Source organism: Quatrionicoccus australiensis (genome assembly GCF_020510425.1).
Classification (GTDB): domain Bacteria; phylum Pseudomonadota; class Gammaproteobacteria; order Burkholderiales; family Rhodocyclaceae; genus Azonexus; species Azonexus australiensis_A.
On the sequence record NZ_JAHBAH010000001.1, the window covers coordinates 2019097 to 2035765 of the forward strand.

The following is a 16669-nucleotide window of genomic DNA, read 5'->3' on the forward strand; positions in this document are numbered from 1 at the left end:
GCATGCCACTCAGCGAACTGGTCCGCTATTTCAATGCCGCCGACAGTGCCGGGCAGAGTACGCTTTACCCGGAGGGCAAGCGGGTCGCCGCCTGGCATGACGGCTTGCATCTCGCCTCGCGCTTTCAGCCCATCGTCGATCTGGCGCAGGAACGCATCGTCGGGCACCAGGCGACGCTCGCCGTGCGCAGCGAGGATGGCACGCCGCTCAGTCCGGAGACGGCCTACGAACGCTGCAGCAGCCCCGAGTCCATCGTCCATTTCGACCGCCTGTGCCGCACCCTGCATGCGCTCAACTTTCTCGCGCAGCAGCGCTACGCCGGCGGCTACCTGCAGCTCGCCATCCACCCGCGCCACCTGCTCGCCGTGCAAAGCCAGCACGGCCTGGTGTACGAAGCCATCCTCAAGCGCTGCGGCCTGGCGCCGGAAGACATCGTGCTCGACATCGATGCCGTCGGAATCGGCACGGACCAGCGCCTCGACACGGCACTCGCCAACTACCGCCGGCGCGGTTACCGCCTCGCCCTGCGCCAGACGGCGCTCGCCACCGATTTGCTGCAGCGCCTGCAACCGGCCATCGTGCGCCTGAATGAAATTGGCCCGCCCGACACGGTCGACCGCCCGGAACCGCTTTATTTCGAACTTTCCGGCATCGACAATACCGATACTCTGGTCGCGGCGCGCGCCGCCGGCATCCAGCTCGGCCAGGGCCGCCTGTTCGGCGAACCGGCGGCCGACTGCCGGCCAACCCACAACGAGCGCAGAGTCGCCTACAATTCGCAGATCCCAACCGGAGACCCCACATGAAAATCGCCAACAACGTGACCGAGCTGGTCGGCAACACACCACTGGTTCGCCTCAACCGCGTCAGCGCCGGCTGTGGCGCGACGATTGCCGCCAAGCTCGAATTCTTCAATCCCGGCCACAGCGTCAAGGATCGCATCGCGGTCGCCATGCTCGACGCCGCCATCGCCGCCGGCAAGATCGGTCCCGATACCGTCGTCCTCGAACCGACCTCCGGCAACACCGGCATCGGGCTGGCCATGGTCTGCGCCGCACGCGGCATCAAGGCCGCCTTCGTGATGCCGGAAACGATGAGCCGCGAACGCAAGCTGCTGTTGAAGGCCTACGGCGCCGAACTGATCCTGACCCCGGGCCCCGAAGGCATGGGCGGCGCGATCGCCAAGGCTGCGGCACTGGCCGCCGCCGATACGAAATATTTCGTGCCGCAGCAATTTGAAAACCCGGCCAATCCGGAAGTTCACCGCCACACGACAGCCGAGGAAATCTGGCGCGACACCGACGGCCAGGTCGACATTTTCGTCGCCGGCGTCGGCACCGGCGGCACCGTCACCGGCGTCGGCGAAGTGCTCAAGGCGAAGAAGCCGGGCGTCAAGATCGTCGCCGTCGAACCGGATTCCTCGCCGGTGCTTTCCGGCGGCGCCAAGGGCCCGCACCCGATCCAGGGCATCGGCGCCGGCTTCGTGCCGGGCGTGCTCAATACCGGCGTCTACGACGAGGTCATCCGCGTCAAGAACGAAGACGCCTTCAGCACGGCGCGCCAGATGGCGACCGAAGAAGGCCTGCTCGTCGGCATTTCTTCCGGCGCCGCGACCTGGGCCGCGCTCGAACTCGCCAAGCGCCCGGAAAACGCCGGCAAACTGATCGTCGTGATCATTCCCTCGTTCGGCGAACGCTACCTGTCGACCCCGCTCTACCAGCACCTCGAGGTTTGAGCATTTTCGACACGCCGCTCGACCGGCGTGCTTCCGACTCCATCAAGTGGAGCAAGTACGCCGGGCGCGATGTCCTGCCGCTGTGGGTGGCGGACATGGACTTTGCCGCGCCGCCGGCCGTCCTTGAGCGCCTGCAGCAACGCCTGAGCCACGGCGTCTTCGGCTATGGCGGCGCCTGGCCGTCGCTGACCGACGCCGTACTCGCCCACCTTGAGGACGAGTATCAGTGGCGGGTCGAGCCGGAATGGCTGGTCTGGCTGCCCGGCCTGGTCAGCGGCCTGAACGTCGCCTGCCGCGCGGTCGACGGCGACGTGCTGACGGCGACGCCGATCTATCCGCCTTTCCTGTCGGCACCGCATTTCTCCGGCCGCGCCCTGCACCGGGTCGAACTGGCGTGCCCGGACGGCCATTGGCAGTGGGACAAAAATGCCCTTTTTGCCGCGTCGACCGCCAGCCGGCTATTCCTGCTCTGCCATCCGCATAATCCGGTCGGGCGTTGCTGGTGTCGCGACGAACTGCTCGAGCTCGCCGCCTTCGCGGCCGCGCGCGACCTGATCGTCTGCTCCGACGAGATCCATTGCGGCCTGATCCTCGACGCCGACAAGCGCCACATCCCGTTCGCCAGCCTGTCGCCGGATGCGGCGCAGCGCAGCATCACGCTGCTGGCGCCATCGAAGACCTTCAACATCCCCGGCCTCGGTTGCGCCTTCGCCGTCATTCCCGATCCCGGCCTGCGCCGGCGTTTCGAACGGGCCATGAACGGCATCGTGCCGCACGTCAATGTGCTCGGCCTGGCCGCCTGCGAAGCGGCTTATCGCGACTGCACCGACTGGCACCGCGAACTGGTCGCCTACCTGGCCGGCAACCGCGACCGCGTGGAAGCAGCGGTCAACGCGCTGCCGGGAGCCAAAATGAGTCATGTCGAAGCAACCTACCTGGCCTGGATCGATGTCCGCGAACTCGGGCTGGCCAAGCCGGCCGCCCATTTCGAAGCACACGGCCTCGGCCTCTCGGACGGTGCCGACTTCGGCGCGCCGGGCTGGCTGCGCCTCAATTTCGGCTGCACCCGGGCGACGCTGGACGAAGCGCTCAGCCGTTTCAGCAAAGCCTGCCAAACCACATGAATCCCTACCTGCTCGCCGTTCTCGCCCTGCTTCTCGCCGCCATCGCCCAGACCAGCGCCGCCTGGATCGCCGCCGAATCGTTTTGGCGCAAAGGGCAGGGCAGCGGCTCGCGCCGTTCCTGGCTGGCGCTGACCCTTGCCGCCGGACTGCTCGCCCTGCACTCCGGCTACACACTCGAACTGGCCCTGCGTACCGGCCTTTACGATCTGCGCCAGGCCATTCTGGCGGCCCTGATCGGCCTGCTCTTTGCGCTCGGCATCTACGGTCTCAGGCGGCAGGCCTGAAGGCGCCCGCCTCGGTGACAATCCAGTCCAGCCGCTGATCGTGGCTTTCCGGCCGGATGCTGTCCAGGCGGTTGATCTCGAAGCCGACGCCGACCGCCAGCGGACGCGGCTCCAGCGCCGCCAGGGTGCGATCGAAATAGCCACCGCCGTAACCGAGGCGATAGCCGGCCGCATCAAAACCGTTCAGGGGCAACAGGATCAGGTCGGGCACCAGGAAATCTCCGGCGACCGGCGTCGGAATGCCGTAGCGATCGGCGATCAGCTCGGCGCCCGGCAGCCAGTGACGAAAGGCGAGCGGCGTATCTGCGGCGACCACCACCGGCAAAGCCGCCTTGGCGCCCTGCGCCCCCCAGGCATCGACCAACGCCCGCACATCCGGCTCATGCTTGATCGGCCAGCAGAAGGCGACCACGCGCGGACATGGCAGGCAGTCCAGCAGATGCGCCACGATGGCCGCCGACAGCGCTGCATGCTGCACTTCGCCGAGCGCCGCCCGACGCGCCACCATCTCGCGCCGCATTGCCCGTCGCCAGGCCGTGTTATCCTCGATCAGCTCATTCATTAGTCAAATGTCAAATCCAGCATGAAGTTTCACGTATTCGTATTAAGTCTAGCGGTTTCACTCCCGCTTGTAGCACAGGAAAGCAACGACTTTGCCTTTCTCGCCGCCCGTGACGCCTTCCGCAGCGGTGATCGCAACAAGCTGGAGCGGGCCAGCAGCCAGCTCGGCAACCATGAACTGGCCGCCTACGTCGAAAACTACCGGCTGCGCATGTGGATGGACCAGGGCGACGCCGCCGGCATGCGCGCCTTCCTTGAGCGCAACGACAAGACTTATGTCGCCGAGAAGCTGCGCGCCGACTGGATCCGCTGGCTGGGCAAACGCGCCAACTGGAGCGACGTCGATAGCGAATATCCCCGGCTGATCGCCCCCGAAGCGGATGTCACCTGTTACAGCCAGCAGGCCCGCCTCGCCCGCAATGACAAGGCCGTCCTCGACGAAGCAGAAAAACTCTGGCTGACCCAGATCGAGCCGCCCGAGCCCTGCCGGCCGGTGCTTGACGCGCTGGTCGTCGCCCAGCGCATGGGCAGCGACGATGTCTGGGCGCGCGCCCGCCGCCAGCTGGAAGCAAACCGGCCAGTCTGGACGAAGACGACGCTGAACTACCTGCCGGACAACCAGTTGCCCGACAGCAAGACGCTGGACGCCGCCATCGCGAATCCGATGGGCTATCTGGTCCGCCAGCCGGGCAGTTGGTCAGCCAGCCGCAGCGGCCGCGAACTGGCGATTTTTGCCATCCAGCGCATCGCCACCAATGATCCGCGGGCCGCCGCCGACGAACTCGACAAGCTGAAGAGCCGCCTGCAGGATGGCGAAAAGCAGTGGGCCTGGGGCCAGATCGGCCTGCAAGCCGCCAAGAAGCACATGCCGGAAGCGGTCGCCTGGTACGAGAATGCCGGCAAGATTGCCCTGTCCGACGACGCCTACCAGTGGAAGGTGCGCGCCGCCTTGCGCGCCAGGGAATGGGGCATCGTCCACAACACCATACTCGCCATGCCGGCGGCACTCGCCGCCCAGCCCGAATGGATCTACTGGCTGGGCCGCGCCCACAAGGCGGGCGGCCGCACCACCGACGCCAACGCCCTGTTCGAGAAAATTGCCGGCCAGGCCAGTTTCTACGGCAATCTGGCCGACGAGGAACTCGGCCGCGCCATCACGCCGCCGCCCAAGGCCAAGGCAGCGACGGCCGAAGAACAGAAGGCGGCTCGCGACAACCCGGCAATCCGCCGCGCCATGGCTTTTTTCCGGCTCGACATGCGCACCGAGGCCGTCCGCGAGTGGAACTGGTCGCTGCGCGGCATGGAAGACCGCGAACTGCTCGCCGCCGCCGACCTCGCCCGCCGCAACCAGATCTGGGACCGCGCCATCAACACGGCTGACCGGACCAAAAACGAACACGATTACACGCTACGCTTTCTCGCGCCCTACGGCGAGCAGGTCCGCCCCGCCGCCCAGAACCAGTCGCTCGACGACGCCTGGGTCTATGGCCTGATGCGCCAGGAAAGCCGCTTCATCACCAGTGCCAAGTCGAGTGTCGGTGCATCCGGCCTGATGCAGCTGATGCCGGCCACCGCCAAATGGGTCGCCAAGAAGATCGGCCTGCGCGACTTCAGCCAGAGCCAGGTGCACGATGCCCAGACCAACGTCCTGCTCGGCACCAGCTACATGCGCCTGGTCATGGAAAATCTCGACAACCATCCGGTGCTCGCCTCGGCCGCGTATAACGCCGGTCCCGGCCGGGCCAAGAAATGGCGGGCCGATCAGGCGCTGGAAGGCGCCATTTACGCCGAGTCGATTCCCTTCAGCGAAACCCGTGACTACGTCAAGAAGGTCATGAGCAATGCCGTCTATTATTCGATATTATTCAACGGCAAGCCGGATTCACTGAAAGCCAGGCTGGGTATCGTCGGTCCGCGCAGCAACGACACCCCCAAAGATGCCGATTTGCCCTAAAGTGCACCTTTATTTCGTCCAGCATGCGACCGCCCCATGGGTGACCTGACCACGACAATTGCCACGCCCCAGGCATCGGGTGATGCCTTTCATGTCCTGCGCGACTGTCGTGCGCTGTATCTCAAGTTACTTGAGCATGCGCTGCTCGAAGTCGAAAACCTGCCGGTCAATGCCGTGAAGGCCTTCCTGCAGGCGGTCGGCACCTATTACGACGAAATGACGGCAACGCGCCGGCGCAGCGGTTTCGAGGTCGCCAAAGGGCTGACCTCGTCGCGCATCACGCTGGTGGATGAAAGCGATCTCGAACTGGAAATCCGCCTCGGCAATTTTTCCGCCCATCTGATGGAAAGCACCGGCGGCGATCTATGGCGCGTCTATCTGCGCTTCATGACCCTGCTCAATCGTCCGGATCTGAGTACGACCGACAACCCGGTCGGGCCGCGCGGCATTTCCCAGGGGATTGTCGAGCTGTGCGCGCGCATGGGCGAAAGCCAGGAAAAGACCCTGGCCCGTGTCGACCGCCTGGAAATTGGCTTTTCCCGGTCGTTGACCGGTCTGTATTCAGCGCTCAACGATTTCCTCGCCGAACGGCATGTTGCGCCGGCCCAGCCCGCCATTATCACGACACCGGAGGCTGGCACCCCGGTGGCTGGCAGCCCGGCCGGCAGCGCCCCGACTCCGGCTACCAACCTGCAAAGCCGCCTGCTCGGCCCGGCCACGGCGACACCGGAGAAACTCGCACCGGCGGCATTTGAAGCGCTATTTGCCCGCCTCGATGACCTGGCTCGTTCGGGAAAACTGACCCTGCCACCGGTTCATTCATCAACCGCGACCAGCCCGTCGCTGGAAATGCTCATTCCCGGCCTGTTTGACGCGGCCGACAGTGCATCGCCCCAACCGGCCTCGCTCGGTTCAAGTGAGTTGGGCATCCCGGGTGGTACAACTGCGGCAGCCAGCATCGACAGTATCGCGCTGATTTTCCGGGCCATTCTCGACCAGCCGGAACTACCGGAGGCGATCAAGACCATCCTGTTCAGCCTGCAGATTCCGCTCCTCAAACTGGCGCTGCTCGACAGCCGGTTTTTCACGGACAAAGCACATCCGGGCCATCTGCTGGTTGACCGGATCGCCCGTGCCGCCCTTGGCCTGCCCTCCGACACCCCCTCCGGAAATCCGCTCTGTGCGAGCATCGACAATATCGCGGCCGGAATACGCAACAAGTCAGCCAGTGACATCAAGGTTTTCGAAAAGGCGATCGGCGAACTGAACGCACTGATTACCGAGCGCGACAACCAGATTAGCCGTTCGGCTGCGGCGTATTTACCCCTGCTGCACCAGGTCGAGCGGCGCAAACATGCGCAGCAACGTTGCCGTGACCTCATCGAGCAACACCTCTCGCCGAACGTGCCGGCCGTGATCGCAACATTTTTGCGCACGCACTGGCAAAAGGTGCTGCTCGTCAGCTGGATGGAGAATGGCGAGCAAAGCACGCTCTGGCAGGACAACACCGCCCTGGTCAAGGATCTGCTGTGGAGCATCGAGCCCAAGACCGAGATCGACGACCGCAAACACCTTGCCAAGATGCTGCCCGCGGTGGTCCAGCGCCTGAATGCCGGCATGGCACGTATCGGTCTGGATGAAGCCAGCCAGAGCAGCTTCCTCGACGCCTGTTTCGCGCTGCAGACGACCGCCATGCGCGGAGCGGCAAATCCAGCCGATATCGCCGTTCCGACTGCTTATGCCAGCGCCGGCAAGAGCCTGGCAATCAGCGAATTGAGCACCGACAAGCTGTTGCTGAAAATCCACGACCTGGGCGCCGATGCAACGCTGCCCGGCCACAGCACGGCATTGCCGCCGGTCGGCACCTGGCTGCGCCTGACCGAGATCGAGGAGCAGGCCATCTGCGGGCTGCTCTGCCAGATCAGTCCGGACAGCGGTCTGCTGCTGATCGCCAATCCGGACTGGGGTTTTGCGCTCGCCATGCATCCCGATCTGCTCGAACAAAAGCTCAAGGCAGGCAGCGCCCGCAATTGCACGCACGACTCGCTGTTCGACAAGGCTGCCGAACAGGCACTGCATTCGCCGGCCGCTCTTTGAAAAAAGCCGCGGCACAAGCGTCAGCAACGCTGAAATTGCCTTAAAATTCAAGTTTTTCGCATTCTGTTTCCGGGGTTCCACATGGACATCAAAAAGGTCTTGCTGCTGGGGGGTAGCGGTTTTCTCGGCACCTACATTGCCAATCGCCTCTCGCAACGCGGCATCGAAGTCACCATTCCGACCCGCCGTCGCGAACGGACCAAGGCGCTGATCATTCAGCCCAATATCGATATGCCGGAAGTCGATATCCACTGCGAAAAAACCCTGGCATCGCTGATGCAGGGCAAGGATGCGGTGATCAACCTGGTCGGCATCCTGCACAGCCGCGATGTCCAGTTCCCGTACAGCCCGGATTTCGGTAATGCGCACGTCGAACTGCCGAAGAAGATCATTGCCGCCTGCAAGGCAAGCGGCGTGCGTCGTCTGGTGCATATGAGCGCACTCAAGGCCGATCCGCAGGCGCCGTCGGAATATCTCGCCTCGAAGGGCGAAGGCGAAGCCGTCGTGCTCGCCGCCGGAAGCGATCTGGACGTCACCGTGTTCCGGCCGTCGGTGATTTTCGGCCTGGGCGACTCTTTCCTGTCCACCTTCGCCAGCGTCCTGAAAAAGGCACCGATCTTCCCGCTCGGTTTCGGACATGCCCGCTTCCAGCCGGTCTGGGCCGCCGATGTCGCCGATGCCTTCGTCGACAGTCTGGGCAACGAAGCCACCTTTGGTCAGGCCTACGACCTGGTCGGCCCCAAGGTTTATACCCTGCGCGAACTGGTCGACTACACCGCCGAACTGACCCGCAGCACGGCAAGGATCATCGCCCTGTCCGAAAGCTGGGCCTACCTGCAGGCCGGCCTGATGTGGCTGGCCCCGCAGCCGCTGCTTTCGCCGGACAACCTGCGCTCGATGCAGGTCGACAGCGTTTGCGACAGCAGTTGCAATCCGCCGGCCGACTGGAAACCGACGGCACTCGAAGCCATTGCACCGACCTACGTCGCGCAGAACACGCCGAAGGGCAAGCTCGACAGCTTCCGCTTCCGCGCCGGACGCTAAATCCAGCCCGCTTCGCCCGTGCAGATTTACATCGTCGGCGGCGCTGTCCGCGACGAATTGCTCGGCCGGACCAATGCCGACCGCGACTATGTCGTGGTCGGCGCTTCACCGGAAATCATGCTGGCGCGCGGCTTTCGGCCGGTCGGCAAGGATTTCCCGGTGTTTCTGCACCCGCAGACTCAGGACGAATATGCGCTGGCCCGCACCGAAAGGAAGAGCGGGCACGGCTATCATGGCTTCAGCTTTCACGCGGCGCCGGATGTCACGCTGGAACAGGACCTCGCCCGCCGCGACCTGACCATCAATGCGATGGCCAAAGGCGACGACGGCACGCTGGTTGATCCGTTTGGCGGTCAACAGGATCTGCAGGCCAAAATCCTCCGCCACGTCGGCCCGGCCTTTGCCGAAGACCCGGTCCGCATCCTGCGCATTGCCCGCTTTGCCGCACGTTTTCACGAATTTTCGGTCGCTCCGGAAACCCTGAGCCTGATGCGCAGCATGGTGAGCAGCGGCGAAGTCGATCACCTGGTTGCCGAACGCGTCTGGCAGGAACTCGCCAAGGGCCTGATGGAAGACCATCCGGCCCGCATGTTCATGGTTCTGCGCGATTGCGGCGCACTGGCCAGGCTATTGCCGGAACTCGATGCATTGTTCGGTGTGCCGCAGCGCGCCGATTACCACCCGGAAATCGATACCGGCATCCACACCATGATGGTGCTCGAACAGACGGCCCGCCATCGCTTCCCGTTAGCGGTCCGCTTTGCCGGCCTGACCCACGATCTCGGCAAGGCAACCACGCCGGCCGACATCCTGCCCCGCCACATCGGCCACGAAGCGCGCAGCGTCGATCTCAGCGAACAACTGTGTGCCCGCCTCAAGGTTCCCAACGATTGCCGCGACCTGGCGCTGCTGATGGCCAGACATCACGGCAATATTCATCGGGCGGCCGAGCTGAAACCGGCTACCATGGTTTCATTGCTGGAAAAGACCGACGCCCTGCGCCGGCCGGAACGCTTCCAGCAACTGCTCGATACCTGCCTGTGCGACTTTACCGGCCGCCTCGGTTGGGAAGATCGCCCCTACGACAGTCCGGCCCGCCTGCTTTCTGCCCTGGCAGCGGTCAACCGCGTCGAAGCGGGCAAAATCGCCGCCGCCTGTGCCGACAAGTCGAGCATTCCGGAACGCATCCAGCAGGCGCGCATTGCTGCCGTCAAAGAGCAGCTAAATGACTTTCGCAATTAACCAGAGCAAAGCCGAGAAAATGATCGTCGTGGCCAGCGGAAACATGTAGCGACGACCGCGCCACCGGAAGCTGAAGTCGCCGGGCAACTGACCGAACCGGATGAAACGCGCGAGATGGGGAGTGATGATCCCGAGCAAAAAAATCGCGACGACCAGCGTCAGTATCCACTTCAACATTGAGCCTTGCACCGCAGGGTGAAAATCGCATTTAAACACGCTTCAACCCCACAGATTGCCATGCTAAAAACTCAAATGATTGAAGGGCTGGAAGTATTTTCCTGCCTGCCTGCCAAAAAAACGAATCGCCCGCCTGTACTCTTCGTTCATGGCGCCTTTGCCGGCGGCTGGATGTGGACCGAAACCTTCATGCCCTTCCTCGCCAAGGCCGGCTATCCCTGCTATGCGCTGTCCTTGCGCGGGCACGGCGGCAGTGCCGGCATCGACCAGATCGACTGGCACTCGATCAACGACTTCGTCGCCGACGTCAATACCGTGGTCAATTGGCTGGGTACGCCGCCCGTTCTGGTCGGTCATTCAATGGGCGGCTTCGTCGTCCAGAAGTATCTGGAGCATCATCAGGTACCCGGTGCGGCGCTGGTCTGCTCGGTACCGCCGCAAGGCCTGATCGCCGCCCAGTTCCATCTGATGTTCCAGAAGCCGCAGCTGTTCATGGACATCAACAGCATCATGAGCGGCAATTACCCGGATACGGAAATCCTCAAGGAAGCGCTGTTTGCCGGTGAAATCGACCCGACCATGCTGGCCGCCTGGCTGGACCGCATGCAGCCTGAATCGCATCGGGCGCTGTGGGACATGTCGATGTTCAACCTGCCCAACCTGCATGCCATGCATCGCCCGCCGATGCTGATCCTGGGCGCCGAACTCGATGTGCTGGTGCCGGCCTTCCTGGTGCAGGCAACGGCGCACACCTATGGCTTACCGGTACATATTTTCCGCAATATGGGTCACGCCGTGACCCACGAAAAAGAATGGCCGCTGGTTGCGGCCATGTTGCGCGACTGGCTGAACGACATCACGCCTTGACGTCGATACTGTTGCCCAGGTTCGGCGGGTTGTTCGGCATCTGCGGCACCGCCTGCAACAACTGCATGGCGTTTTGTGCCTGAATATCCATTGCCTTCTTGAGCACCAGCGTACTGACAGCATCGCCCGTCTGGGCTTGCGACAGTGCGCTACTCAAGGTTCCTACGGAGGAGACATCCATGTTTCTTCCTTCCCGACGATCCGGATCAGGCCTTCAGTTTAGCGGCCCGTCCGGGGAAAGCAATAAAAAATACAAAAGCGCGAATATTGCTCGGAAAATCGGACTACAAACGCCGGCTCTGATCGCCACTGACAAAGCCGCACAGTGCTTCGGACGAATGCTCGTCCAGGCCCCGCCCGATCGCGATGACCTTGAACAGTTCGCCCATCTCATGCGGCATCAGCAGTTTGTTCACCGCGCTCGCCGCGCGAATGTAGTCCGGCGTCGCCGCCGGTAGGGCGCCCAGACGATCGAGAATGCCGCAGTTGAGCAGGAACTGGCCCTGGCTGGTGTAACCGAGCAGTTCCAGGCCATTGCCGTGCGCCGCCGCAATAATGGCCGTGAAATCGACGTGGACCGTTACGTCCTGCAGCCCCGGCAAGTAGAACGGGTCCGGGTGCGCAAAGTGGCGGTAGTGACACATCAGCGTGCCGCGCGCCCGTTGCTGGTGATAAAACTCGCGGCGCGGAAAACCATAGTCGATCAGGAGCAGGGCGCCGCTTTGCAGGCGATGCCCCCATTCCGCCGCCCAGGCACGACAGGCGAGACTGATTTCACTCTCGAATCCGGGCGGCAATTGGCATTGTTCGCCGATCTCGCGGGCAGCGGCAAGCAATTCACCGGTCGCCGGTCGTTCTTCCCAGACGAAAGCACCATTGGCATCCAGGGCCACACCGCGCGCAAAAATGCCATCTTCACGCCAGGCCACAATATCCGCCGGCATCGCATCCAGCAGTTCATTGCCGATCACCACCCCGGAGAAATCTTCGGGCAGGGCATCGAGCCAGCGCACACGATCGAGCAGATGCGGCGCTTCGGCCGCCAGGGTCGCCTGCTGGCGCTGACGCAGGTCCGCCGACAGGTCGAGAATGCAATAACTGGCCGGCAAGGCTTCCAGACGCTCGAGTTCAAGCAGCAGATCGGCAGCCAGGCGACCGGTGCCGGCCCCGACCTCGAGCACGACAGGCGCCGATTGCGCCATGATCTGGGCGACCTGGCGAGCCAGCGCCTGCCCGAACAGGCCGGTCATTCCGGGCGCCGTGATGAAATCTCCGGCCGCACCGAATTTATGCGCACCTGCCGTGTAATAGCCAAGGCCCGGCGCATAAAGCAGCAGTTCCATGAAACTGGCGAAGGACAGCCAGCCACACGCGGCAACGATCTGTTGCTGGATCGCGTGCGTCAGTTTTTCGCTATGGGCTTGTGCGTCGGGAGAGGGGAGAGGCAGGTCCATGGCAACTCCGAAAAACGCGGATTTTATCCGGCAAAACGGGCGCCTTTCGAATTCGGGCTGTTTATTTTCGTCGACCGCCTGGCAGACGGATAGCGCGCAATGCCGGAACAACGGAAAATTGCCGCCCTTCTCGGGGTAAACTCCGCCTTTCGCTGCAAATTCAGCAGCATCCGTCCGGCAAAGATCATCATGACCCAATCGAACACCCTGCTCAAACTGCGCAAATACCTGGAAAGCCGTACCGGCAAGGCCATCGGCGACTACAACATGATCGAGGACGGCGACACCATCCTGGTCTGCGTCTCCGGCGGCAAGGATTCCTATACCCTGCTCGCCATGCTGATGGCCATGCAGCAGCGCGCTCCCATCAAATTCCGGCTGATCGCGATGAATCTCGATCAGAAACAACCGGGTTTCCCGGCCGACATCCTGCCGCGCTATTTCGAATCGCTCGGCATCGAGCATCGCATCGTCGAGGCTGACACCTATTCGATCGTCAAGGACAAGATCCCGGAAGGCAAGACGACCTGCTCGCTGTGCTCGCGCCTGCGCCGCGGCATCATTTATAAAACCGCCAAGGAACTGGGCGCCAACAAGATCGCCCTTGGCCACCATCGCGACGACATGGTGCATACGCTGTTCCTCAACCTGCTCTTCGGCGGCAAGATGAAGGCGATGCCGCCCAAACTGGTGACCGACGATCATGCCCACGTCGTCATCCGGCCGCTCGCCTATTGCGCCGAGAACGACATTGCCAAGTTCGCGCGCGGCATGGAATTCCCCATCATCCCGTGCAATTTGTGCGGTTCGCAGGAAAACCTGCAACGCCAGAAAATCCGCGAGATGATGCAGGACTGGGACAAGCGCTTCCCGGGCCGTACCGAATCGGTGATGACGGCACTGCAGAATGTCGTGCCCTCGCATCTCGCCGACAACAAGCTGTTCGACTTCCGCGGCCTGACGCTGGATACGGCAGTCGACGAGGGGGATATCGTCTTCGACAGCCCGGAAATGCCGATCAGCGGCAGCATTCCCATCCAGTTTGGCGCATAACGCCGGGATTGCAACAATCCGTTTATAATCGCGTTTTCAATATCTTGCGGCAACGAGCAGTCCATGAGCACTCAGCAACGCAAATTGATTGTCATGTTTGCCGACGTATCCGGCAGCGCCCGCCTGTTTGAACGCCTGGGCGACACGGAAGCCATGCATGCCGTGGAACGCTGCCTGAAACGCATGAATCGCTCGATCGAAAGCTACCGCGGTCGCATTGTTCAGGTGGTCGGCGATGAAGTACTTGCCGCCTTCGAGACCGCAGAGGACGCCTGCCAGGCCTCGATCGACATGCAACAGCGCATCGCCGATCTGCCACCGGTTTCGGGCCTGAAGCTGACTATCCGCATCGGTCTGCATGCCGGTCTGGTCAATGAAACAGGCAGTGAATTGAGTGGCGAGGTAATCACCACTGCCGCTCGCGTTGTCGGTCTGGCCCGCCGCGACCAGATCCTCGGCAGCACCACACTGATTGCCGAGCTCGGCCCGATTGGCGCACTCAACACCCGCCCGATGCCGAGTTTGGGAACAATTCAGGAGAATGGCGAACAACTCGACATTTTCCAGATCGACTGGTCTGCAAACGTGGTGCCAGGCCAGTTCAGTTCGCTCAGCGTCATGCCGGTCGACCGTCTCTGCGTCCGCTACCATGGCCAAGCCCATCTGCTCGATGACAAGGTGCGGGTTCTTACCTTGGGGCGCGATCCCGGCAGCAAGCTGTACATCTCGGATCGCAAGGCCTCGCGGGCGCACGCACGGATCGAAAAGCGCAACAACGGTTACTATCTGGTCGATACCAGTACCAACGGTACCTTTGTCAATTTTGCCGGCCAGCAGGAAGTGCTTGTACGTCAACACGAGATCCTGATGCAGGGCAGCGGCATTATCTGTTTCGGTGCCTCGATCAAGGATCCCAAGGCCGACCAGGCAATTTTCGAACACCTGTAAACGAAAACAGGCCATCTTTCGATGGCCTGCTCTGGCAGCCAGGAACGGCTATTATTTGGCGCCAGCCTGGGCGTCAGCCACACATTTCTTCACAAAACTGTTGCGCGCAGCACCCGCCAGTTTCTTTTCCTTGGCCGTCGATTCGCAGGCGCTCACTTCCGGTCCCTTGGCATCGGCCTGGCACTTTTTCAGGAAGCTGTTCTTGGCGGCACCCGCCAGCTTCTTTTCCGCGGCACGGGCAGCACAGTCATCGGCGGCATAGACAGAAGATACAGCCATAACGAGGGCAAGCAGGCTAAGCAATTTTTTCATTAACGACTCCTGAATCAGTAGGGAAAAGGCTCGCAAACTATCGGCGATTCAGGCGTCATCGTCAAGCATGATGCGCTGCTGACGATCCATGAAATCCTGCATGCTGTCGATGCCGCGCAATTGCAGGATGGTATTGCGCACCGCAGCTTCAAGAAGGACCGCCAGATTGCGCCCGGCCGCGACCGGGATCAGCACCTTGCGCACTGCGACACCAAGGACTTCCTGGGTCTGGGCATCAAGCGGCAAACGTGGCGCATCGCTGCCGGCCAGCGCCTTTTGCAGATGGACGATCAGTTTCAGCTTCATTTTTCGCCGCGAAGCGGTTTCGCCGAAAATGGTCCGGATATTGAGCAAGCCGAGACCGCGCACTTCAAGAAAGTCGCGCAGCATGCCCGGACAACGGCCTTCGATGGTCGTCGGTGCGATGCGGGCCATTTCGACGACATCATCGGCGACCAGGCCGTGACCGCGCGAAATCAGTTCGAGCGCCAGTTCGGACTTGCCGACCCCGGAATCACCGGTAATCAGCACCCCCATGCCCAGCACATCCATGAAGACGCCGTGCAGATTGACGGTGTCGGCCAGTCGTGCTGAGAGATAGATACGCAGCAGGTCGATGACCGCCGAACACGGCTTGGGTGAAAGGATCAATGGCGTATTGAACTGGCGACAGGCTTCCGCCAGCATCGGCGGCGGCGTCAGGCCATCGGCAACGATAACGGCCGGCGACTGCGCCTCCAGCAAATCCTGGAACATCTGGCCGAAACGGCGCTCGCCGATGCGCATGGCCCAGTCATACTCAGCCTGGCCCATGACCTGCAGGCGCTCCGGGTGGATGACATTGATATGGCCGACAACATCGGCACCATAGTTGTTTGCCGCCTTCAGCTCGATCATGCAATCGCTTTGCTGGCCGGCTACCCAGTTGAGCAACAGCTTGTCGCGGTTGTCCTCATAGAGCTGGACCAGGCTGATGTGGCGCACGGCTGAAGTCAGGACTGGAAAAGGGTCACGATCGCGGCCGCATCCGACGCCGCCAACAGGGCTTCGCGGAAGGTACGATCGGAAAAACGCTGGGCGAGTTCGGAAAGAATCTGCAAATGCTGCTCGGTTGCCTGTTCGGGAACCAGCAGGACAAAGAGCAGATTGACCGGACGTCCGTCAGGGGAATCGAAGGGGACCGGGGTGGTCAGGCGCATGAAGGCGCCGGAGGCCTGCTTGAGACCCTTGATGCGGCCATGCGGAATGGCAATGCCCTGACCGAGACCGGTCGAGCCAAGTTTTTCACGGGCGAACAGACTGTCGAAAATGACCGAGCGGGCGAGTCCGAGATGGCTCTCGAAAAGCATGCCGGCCTGTTCGAACACCCGTTTTTTGCTGCTGGCATCAAGGTCGAGAAGCACCTGCGAAGCCGGCAGAATATTCGTTAGGGGGTTGTTCATAGGGAATTTGAAAACCAGGGCCGCAACACTTCTGCTGCGGCCGGTCGGCTATTAGTCAGCCATGTGGTGTACAGGCTTGTCACCGCGATGGTGATCCTGGACCTTTTGCTTGTACTTCTGAACCTGACGGTCCAGCTTGTCAAACAGCGCATCGATGGCGGCGTAGAGGTCATCGCCGTTTTCTTCAACGTGAATGTCCTTGCCCGGCACATGCAACGTCACTTCAGCCTTCTGCTTGAGCTTCTCTACGGACAGAACCACGTTAACACCGGTGACTTTGTCAAAATGGCGAACGACGGGATCGAGTTTGTTCTCGACGTATTCGCGCAATGCCGGGGTAACTTCGATGTGGTGACCAGCGATCTGCAGATTCAT

Annotated in this window: 19 protein-coding genes; 11 read left to right on the forward strand and 8 right to left on the reverse strand. The window is 62.2% G+C overall.

Translation table 11 applies throughout. The annotated features are described in order from the left end of the window. The first annotated feature begins 2 nt into the window (after positions 1-2). The 4 genes from KIG99_RS09670 to KIG99_RS09685 are packed head-to-tail and all read left to right on the forward strand — an operon-like array spanning position 3 to position 3143. Positions 3-806 (forward strand): EAL domain-containing protein, encoded by an 804-nt coding sequence (locus KIG99_RS09670; RefSeq protein ID WP_226459973.1) that lies wholly within the window; start codon positions 3-5, stop codon positions 804-806. Next, the gene (gene cysK / locus KIG99_RS09675; RefSeq protein ID WP_226459974.1) at positions 803-1735 is read left to right on the forward strand and encodes a cysteine synthase A; all 933 of its coding nucleotides are present in this window, start codon (positions 803-805) and stop codon (positions 1733-1735) included. The genes KIG99_RS09670 and cysK overlap by 4 nt, the downstream gene beginning before the upstream one ends. Next, the gene (locus tag KIG99_RS09680) at positions 1732-2859 is read left to right on the forward strand and encodes a MalY/PatB family protein (RefSeq protein ID WP_226459975.1); all 1128 of its coding nucleotides are present in this window, start codon (positions 1732-1734) and stop codon (positions 2857-2859) included. The genes cysK and KIG99_RS09680 overlap by 4 nt, the downstream gene beginning before the upstream one ends. Next, positions 2856-3143 (forward strand): hypothetical protein, encoded by a 288-nt coding sequence (locus KIG99_RS09685; protein ID WP_226459976.1) that lies wholly within the window; start codon positions 2856-2858, stop codon positions 3141-3143. The genes KIG99_RS09680 and KIG99_RS09685 overlap by 4 nt, the downstream gene beginning before the upstream one ends. Here the strand turns inward: KIG99_RS09685 and KIG99_RS09690 are convergent. Beyond that, positions 3127-3705 carry a 5-formyltetrahydrofolate cyclo-ligase gene (locus tag KIG99_RS09690; protein WP_226459977.1) on the reverse strand — a complete coding sequence of 193 codons (579 nt, stop codon included), beginning with the start codon at positions 3703-3705 and terminating at the stop codon, positions 3127-3129. The genes KIG99_RS09685 and KIG99_RS09690 overlap by 17 nt on opposite strands. A gap of 21 nt (positions 3706-3726) precedes the next feature. Here KIG99_RS09690 and KIG99_RS09695 point away from each other — a divergent pair, with 21 nt between their 5' ends. The 4 genes from KIG99_RS09695 to KIG99_RS09710 all read left to right on the forward strand — a co-directional run bounded on the left by KIG99_RS09695 (position 3727) and on the right by KIG99_RS09710 (position 10041). Then, the gene (locus tag KIG99_RS09695) at positions 3727-5658 is read left to right on the forward strand and encodes a lytic transglycosylase domain-containing protein (RefSeq protein WP_226459978.1); all 1932 of its coding nucleotides are present in this window, start codon (positions 3727-3729) and stop codon (positions 5656-5658) included. 36 nt (positions 5659-5694) lie between these two features. Further along, complete coding sequence (locus tag KIG99_RS09700) at positions 5695-7755, forward strand: DUF1631 family protein (RefSeq protein ID WP_226459979.1); 2061 nt, start codon at positions 5695-5697, stop codon at positions 7753-7755. Positions 7756-7836: 81 nt separating this feature from the next. Next, positions 7837-8799 carry a complex I NDUFA9 subunit family protein gene (locus tag KIG99_RS09705; RefSeq protein WP_226459980.1) on the forward strand — a complete coding sequence of 321 codons (963 nt, stop codon included), beginning with the start codon at positions 7837-7839 and terminating at the stop codon, positions 8797-8799. An 18-nt stretch (positions 8800-8817) separates the two neighbouring features. Continuing rightward, positions 8818-10041, forward strand: coding sequence for a multifunctional CCA addition/repair protein (locus tag KIG99_RS09710; RefSeq protein ID WP_226459981.1), 1224 nt, complete (start codon positions 8818-8820; stop codon positions 10039-10041). Here the strand turns inward: KIG99_RS09710 and KIG99_RS09715 are convergent. Beyond that, complete coding sequence (locus KIG99_RS09715; RefSeq protein WP_226441712.1) at positions 10021-10218, reverse strand: DUF2905 domain-containing protein; 198 nt, start codon at positions 10216-10218, stop codon at positions 10021-10023. The genes KIG99_RS09710 and KIG99_RS09715 overlap by 21 nt on opposite strands. Before the next feature lie 75 nt (positions 10219-10293). On the opposite strand from KIG99_RS09715, the gene KIG99_RS09720 reads away from it, so the two are divergent. Beyond that, entirely contained in the window at positions 10294-11085 is a 792-nt protein-coding gene (locus KIG99_RS09720) for an alpha/beta hydrolase (protein WP_226459982.1), read from the forward strand. Here the strand turns inward: KIG99_RS09720 and KIG99_RS09725 are convergent. Together KIG99_RS09725 and KIG99_RS09730 are read right to left on the reverse strand one after the other, a co-directional pair. Beyond that, the gene (locus KIG99_RS09725; protein WP_226441714.1) at positions 11075-11266 is read right to left on the reverse strand and encodes a YjfB family protein; all 192 of its coding nucleotides are present in this window, start codon (positions 11264-11266) and stop codon (positions 11075-11077) included. The two genes, KIG99_RS09720 and KIG99_RS09725, sit on opposite strands and share 11 nt — an antisense overlap. A 103-nt stretch (positions 11267-11369) precedes the next feature. Beyond that, a complete protein-coding gene (locus tag KIG99_RS09730; RefSeq protein WP_226459983.1) occupies positions 11370-12539 on the reverse strand; it encodes a class I SAM-dependent methyltransferase in 1170 nt (389 codons plus the stop codon). A 189-nt stretch (positions 12540-12728) separates the two neighbouring features. Between KIG99_RS09730 and ttcA the strand changes: the two genes are divergently transcribed. Both ttcA and KIG99_RS09740 read left to right on the forward strand, forming a co-directional pair. Then, positions 12729-13592, forward strand: a complete 864-nt coding sequence (ttcA, locus tag KIG99_RS09735) for a tRNA 2-thiocytidine(32) synthetase TtcA (RefSeq protein WP_226459984.1) — start codon at positions 12729-12731, stop codon at positions 13590-13592. 63 nt (positions 13593-13655) lie between these two features. Continuing rightward, positions 13656-14540: an adenylate/guanylate cyclase domain-containing protein gene (locus KIG99_RS09740; protein WP_226459985.1), complete on the forward strand. Its 885-nt coding sequence runs from the start codon at positions 13656-13658 to the stop codon at positions 14538-14540. A 51-nt stretch (positions 14541-14591) separates the two neighbouring features. Here KIG99_RS09740 and KIG99_RS09745 read toward each other — a convergent pair whose 3' ends face one another. From KIG99_RS09745 to hpf, 4 genes are read right to left on the reverse strand one after another with little or no spacing between them, the layout of a single operon-like run. Continuing rightward, the gene (locus KIG99_RS09745; protein WP_226459986.1) at positions 14592-14852 is read right to left on the reverse strand and encodes a hypothetical protein; all 261 of its coding nucleotides are present in this window, start codon (positions 14850-14852) and stop codon (positions 14592-14594) included. Between the two features lie 48 nt (positions 14853-14900). Next, positions 14901-15836: an HPr(Ser) kinase/phosphatase gene (hprK, locus tag KIG99_RS09750; RefSeq protein ID WP_226459987.1), complete on the reverse strand. Its 936-nt coding sequence runs from the start codon at positions 15834-15836 to the stop codon at positions 14901-14903. An 8-nt stretch (positions 15837-15844) separates the two neighbouring features. After that, a complete protein-coding gene (ptsN, locus tag KIG99_RS09755; RefSeq protein WP_226459988.1) occupies positions 15845-16294 on the reverse strand; it encodes a PTS IIA-like nitrogen regulatory protein PtsN in 450 nt (149 codons plus the stop codon). 51 nt (positions 16295-16345) lie between these two features. Further along, the gene (gene hpf, locus KIG99_RS09760) at positions 16346-16669 is read right to left on the reverse strand and encodes a ribosome hibernation-promoting factor, HPF/YfiA family (RefSeq protein WP_226441721.1); all 324 of its coding nucleotides are present in this window, start codon (positions 16667-16669) and stop codon (positions 16346-16348) included.

Bases quoted from the DNA above. Each gene is read 5' to 3' on its own strand.
- KIG99_RS09670 (WP_226459973.1), top strand. From the start codon at position 3: ATGCCACTCAGCGAACTGGTCCGCTATTTCAATGCCGCCGACAGTGCC.
- cysK (WP_226459974.1), top strand. From the start codon at position 803: ATGAAAATCGCCAACAACGTGACCGAGCTGGTCGGCAACACACCACTG.
- KIG99_RS09685 (WP_226459976.1), top strand. From the start codon at position 2,856: ATGAATCCCTACCTGCTCGCCGTTCTCGCCCTGCTTCTCGCCGCCATC.
- KIG99_RS09690 (WP_226459977.1), bottom strand. From the start codon at position 3,705: ATGAATGAGCTGATCGAGGATAACACGGCCTGGCGACGGGCAATGCGG.
- KIG99_RS09695 (WP_226459978.1), top strand. From the start codon at position 3,727: ATGAAGTTTCACGTATTCGTATTAAGTCTAGCGGTTTCACTCCCGCTT.
- KIG99_RS09700 (WP_226459979.1), top strand. From the start codon at position 5,695: ATGGGTGACCTGACCACGACAATTGCCACGCCCCAGGCATCGGGTGAT.
- KIG99_RS09705 (WP_226459980.1), top strand. From the start codon at position 7,837: ATGGACATCAAAAAGGTCTTGCTGCTGGGGGGTAGCGGTTTTCTCGGC.
- KIG99_RS09715 (WP_226441712.1), bottom strand. From the start codon at position 10,218: ATGTTGAAGTGGATACTGACGCTGGTCGTCGCGATTTTTTTGCTCGGG.
- KIG99_RS09720 (WP_226459982.1), top strand. From the start codon at position 10,294: ATGATTGAAGGGCTGGAAGTATTTTCCTGCCTGCCTGCCAAAAAAACG.
- KIG99_RS09725 (WP_226441714.1), bottom strand. From the start codon at position 11,266: ATGGATGTCTCCTCCGTAGGAACCTTGAGTAGCGCACTGTCGCAAGCC.
- KIG99_RS09730 (WP_226459983.1), bottom strand. From the start codon at position 12,539: ATGGACCTGCCTCTCCCCTCTCCCGACGCACAAGCCCATAGCGAAAAA.
- ttcA (WP_226459984.1), top strand. From the start codon at position 12,729: ATGACCCAATCGAACACCCTGCTCAAACTGCGCAAATACCTGGAAAGC.
- KIG99_RS09740 (WP_226459985.1), top strand. From the start codon at position 13,656: ATGAGCACTCAGCAACGCAAATTGATTGTCATGTTTGCCGACGTATCC.
- KIG99_RS09745 (WP_226459986.1), bottom strand. From the start codon at position 14,852: ATGAAAAAATTGCTTAGCCTGCTTGCCCTCGTTATGGCTGTATCTTCT.
- ptsN (WP_226459988.1), bottom strand. From the start codon at position 16,294: ATGAACAACCCCCTAACGAATATTCTGCCGGCTTCGCAGGTGCTTCTC.
- hpf (WP_226441721.1), bottom strand. From the start codon at position 16,669: ATGAATCTGCAGATCGCTGGTCACCACATCGAAGTTACCCCGGCATTG.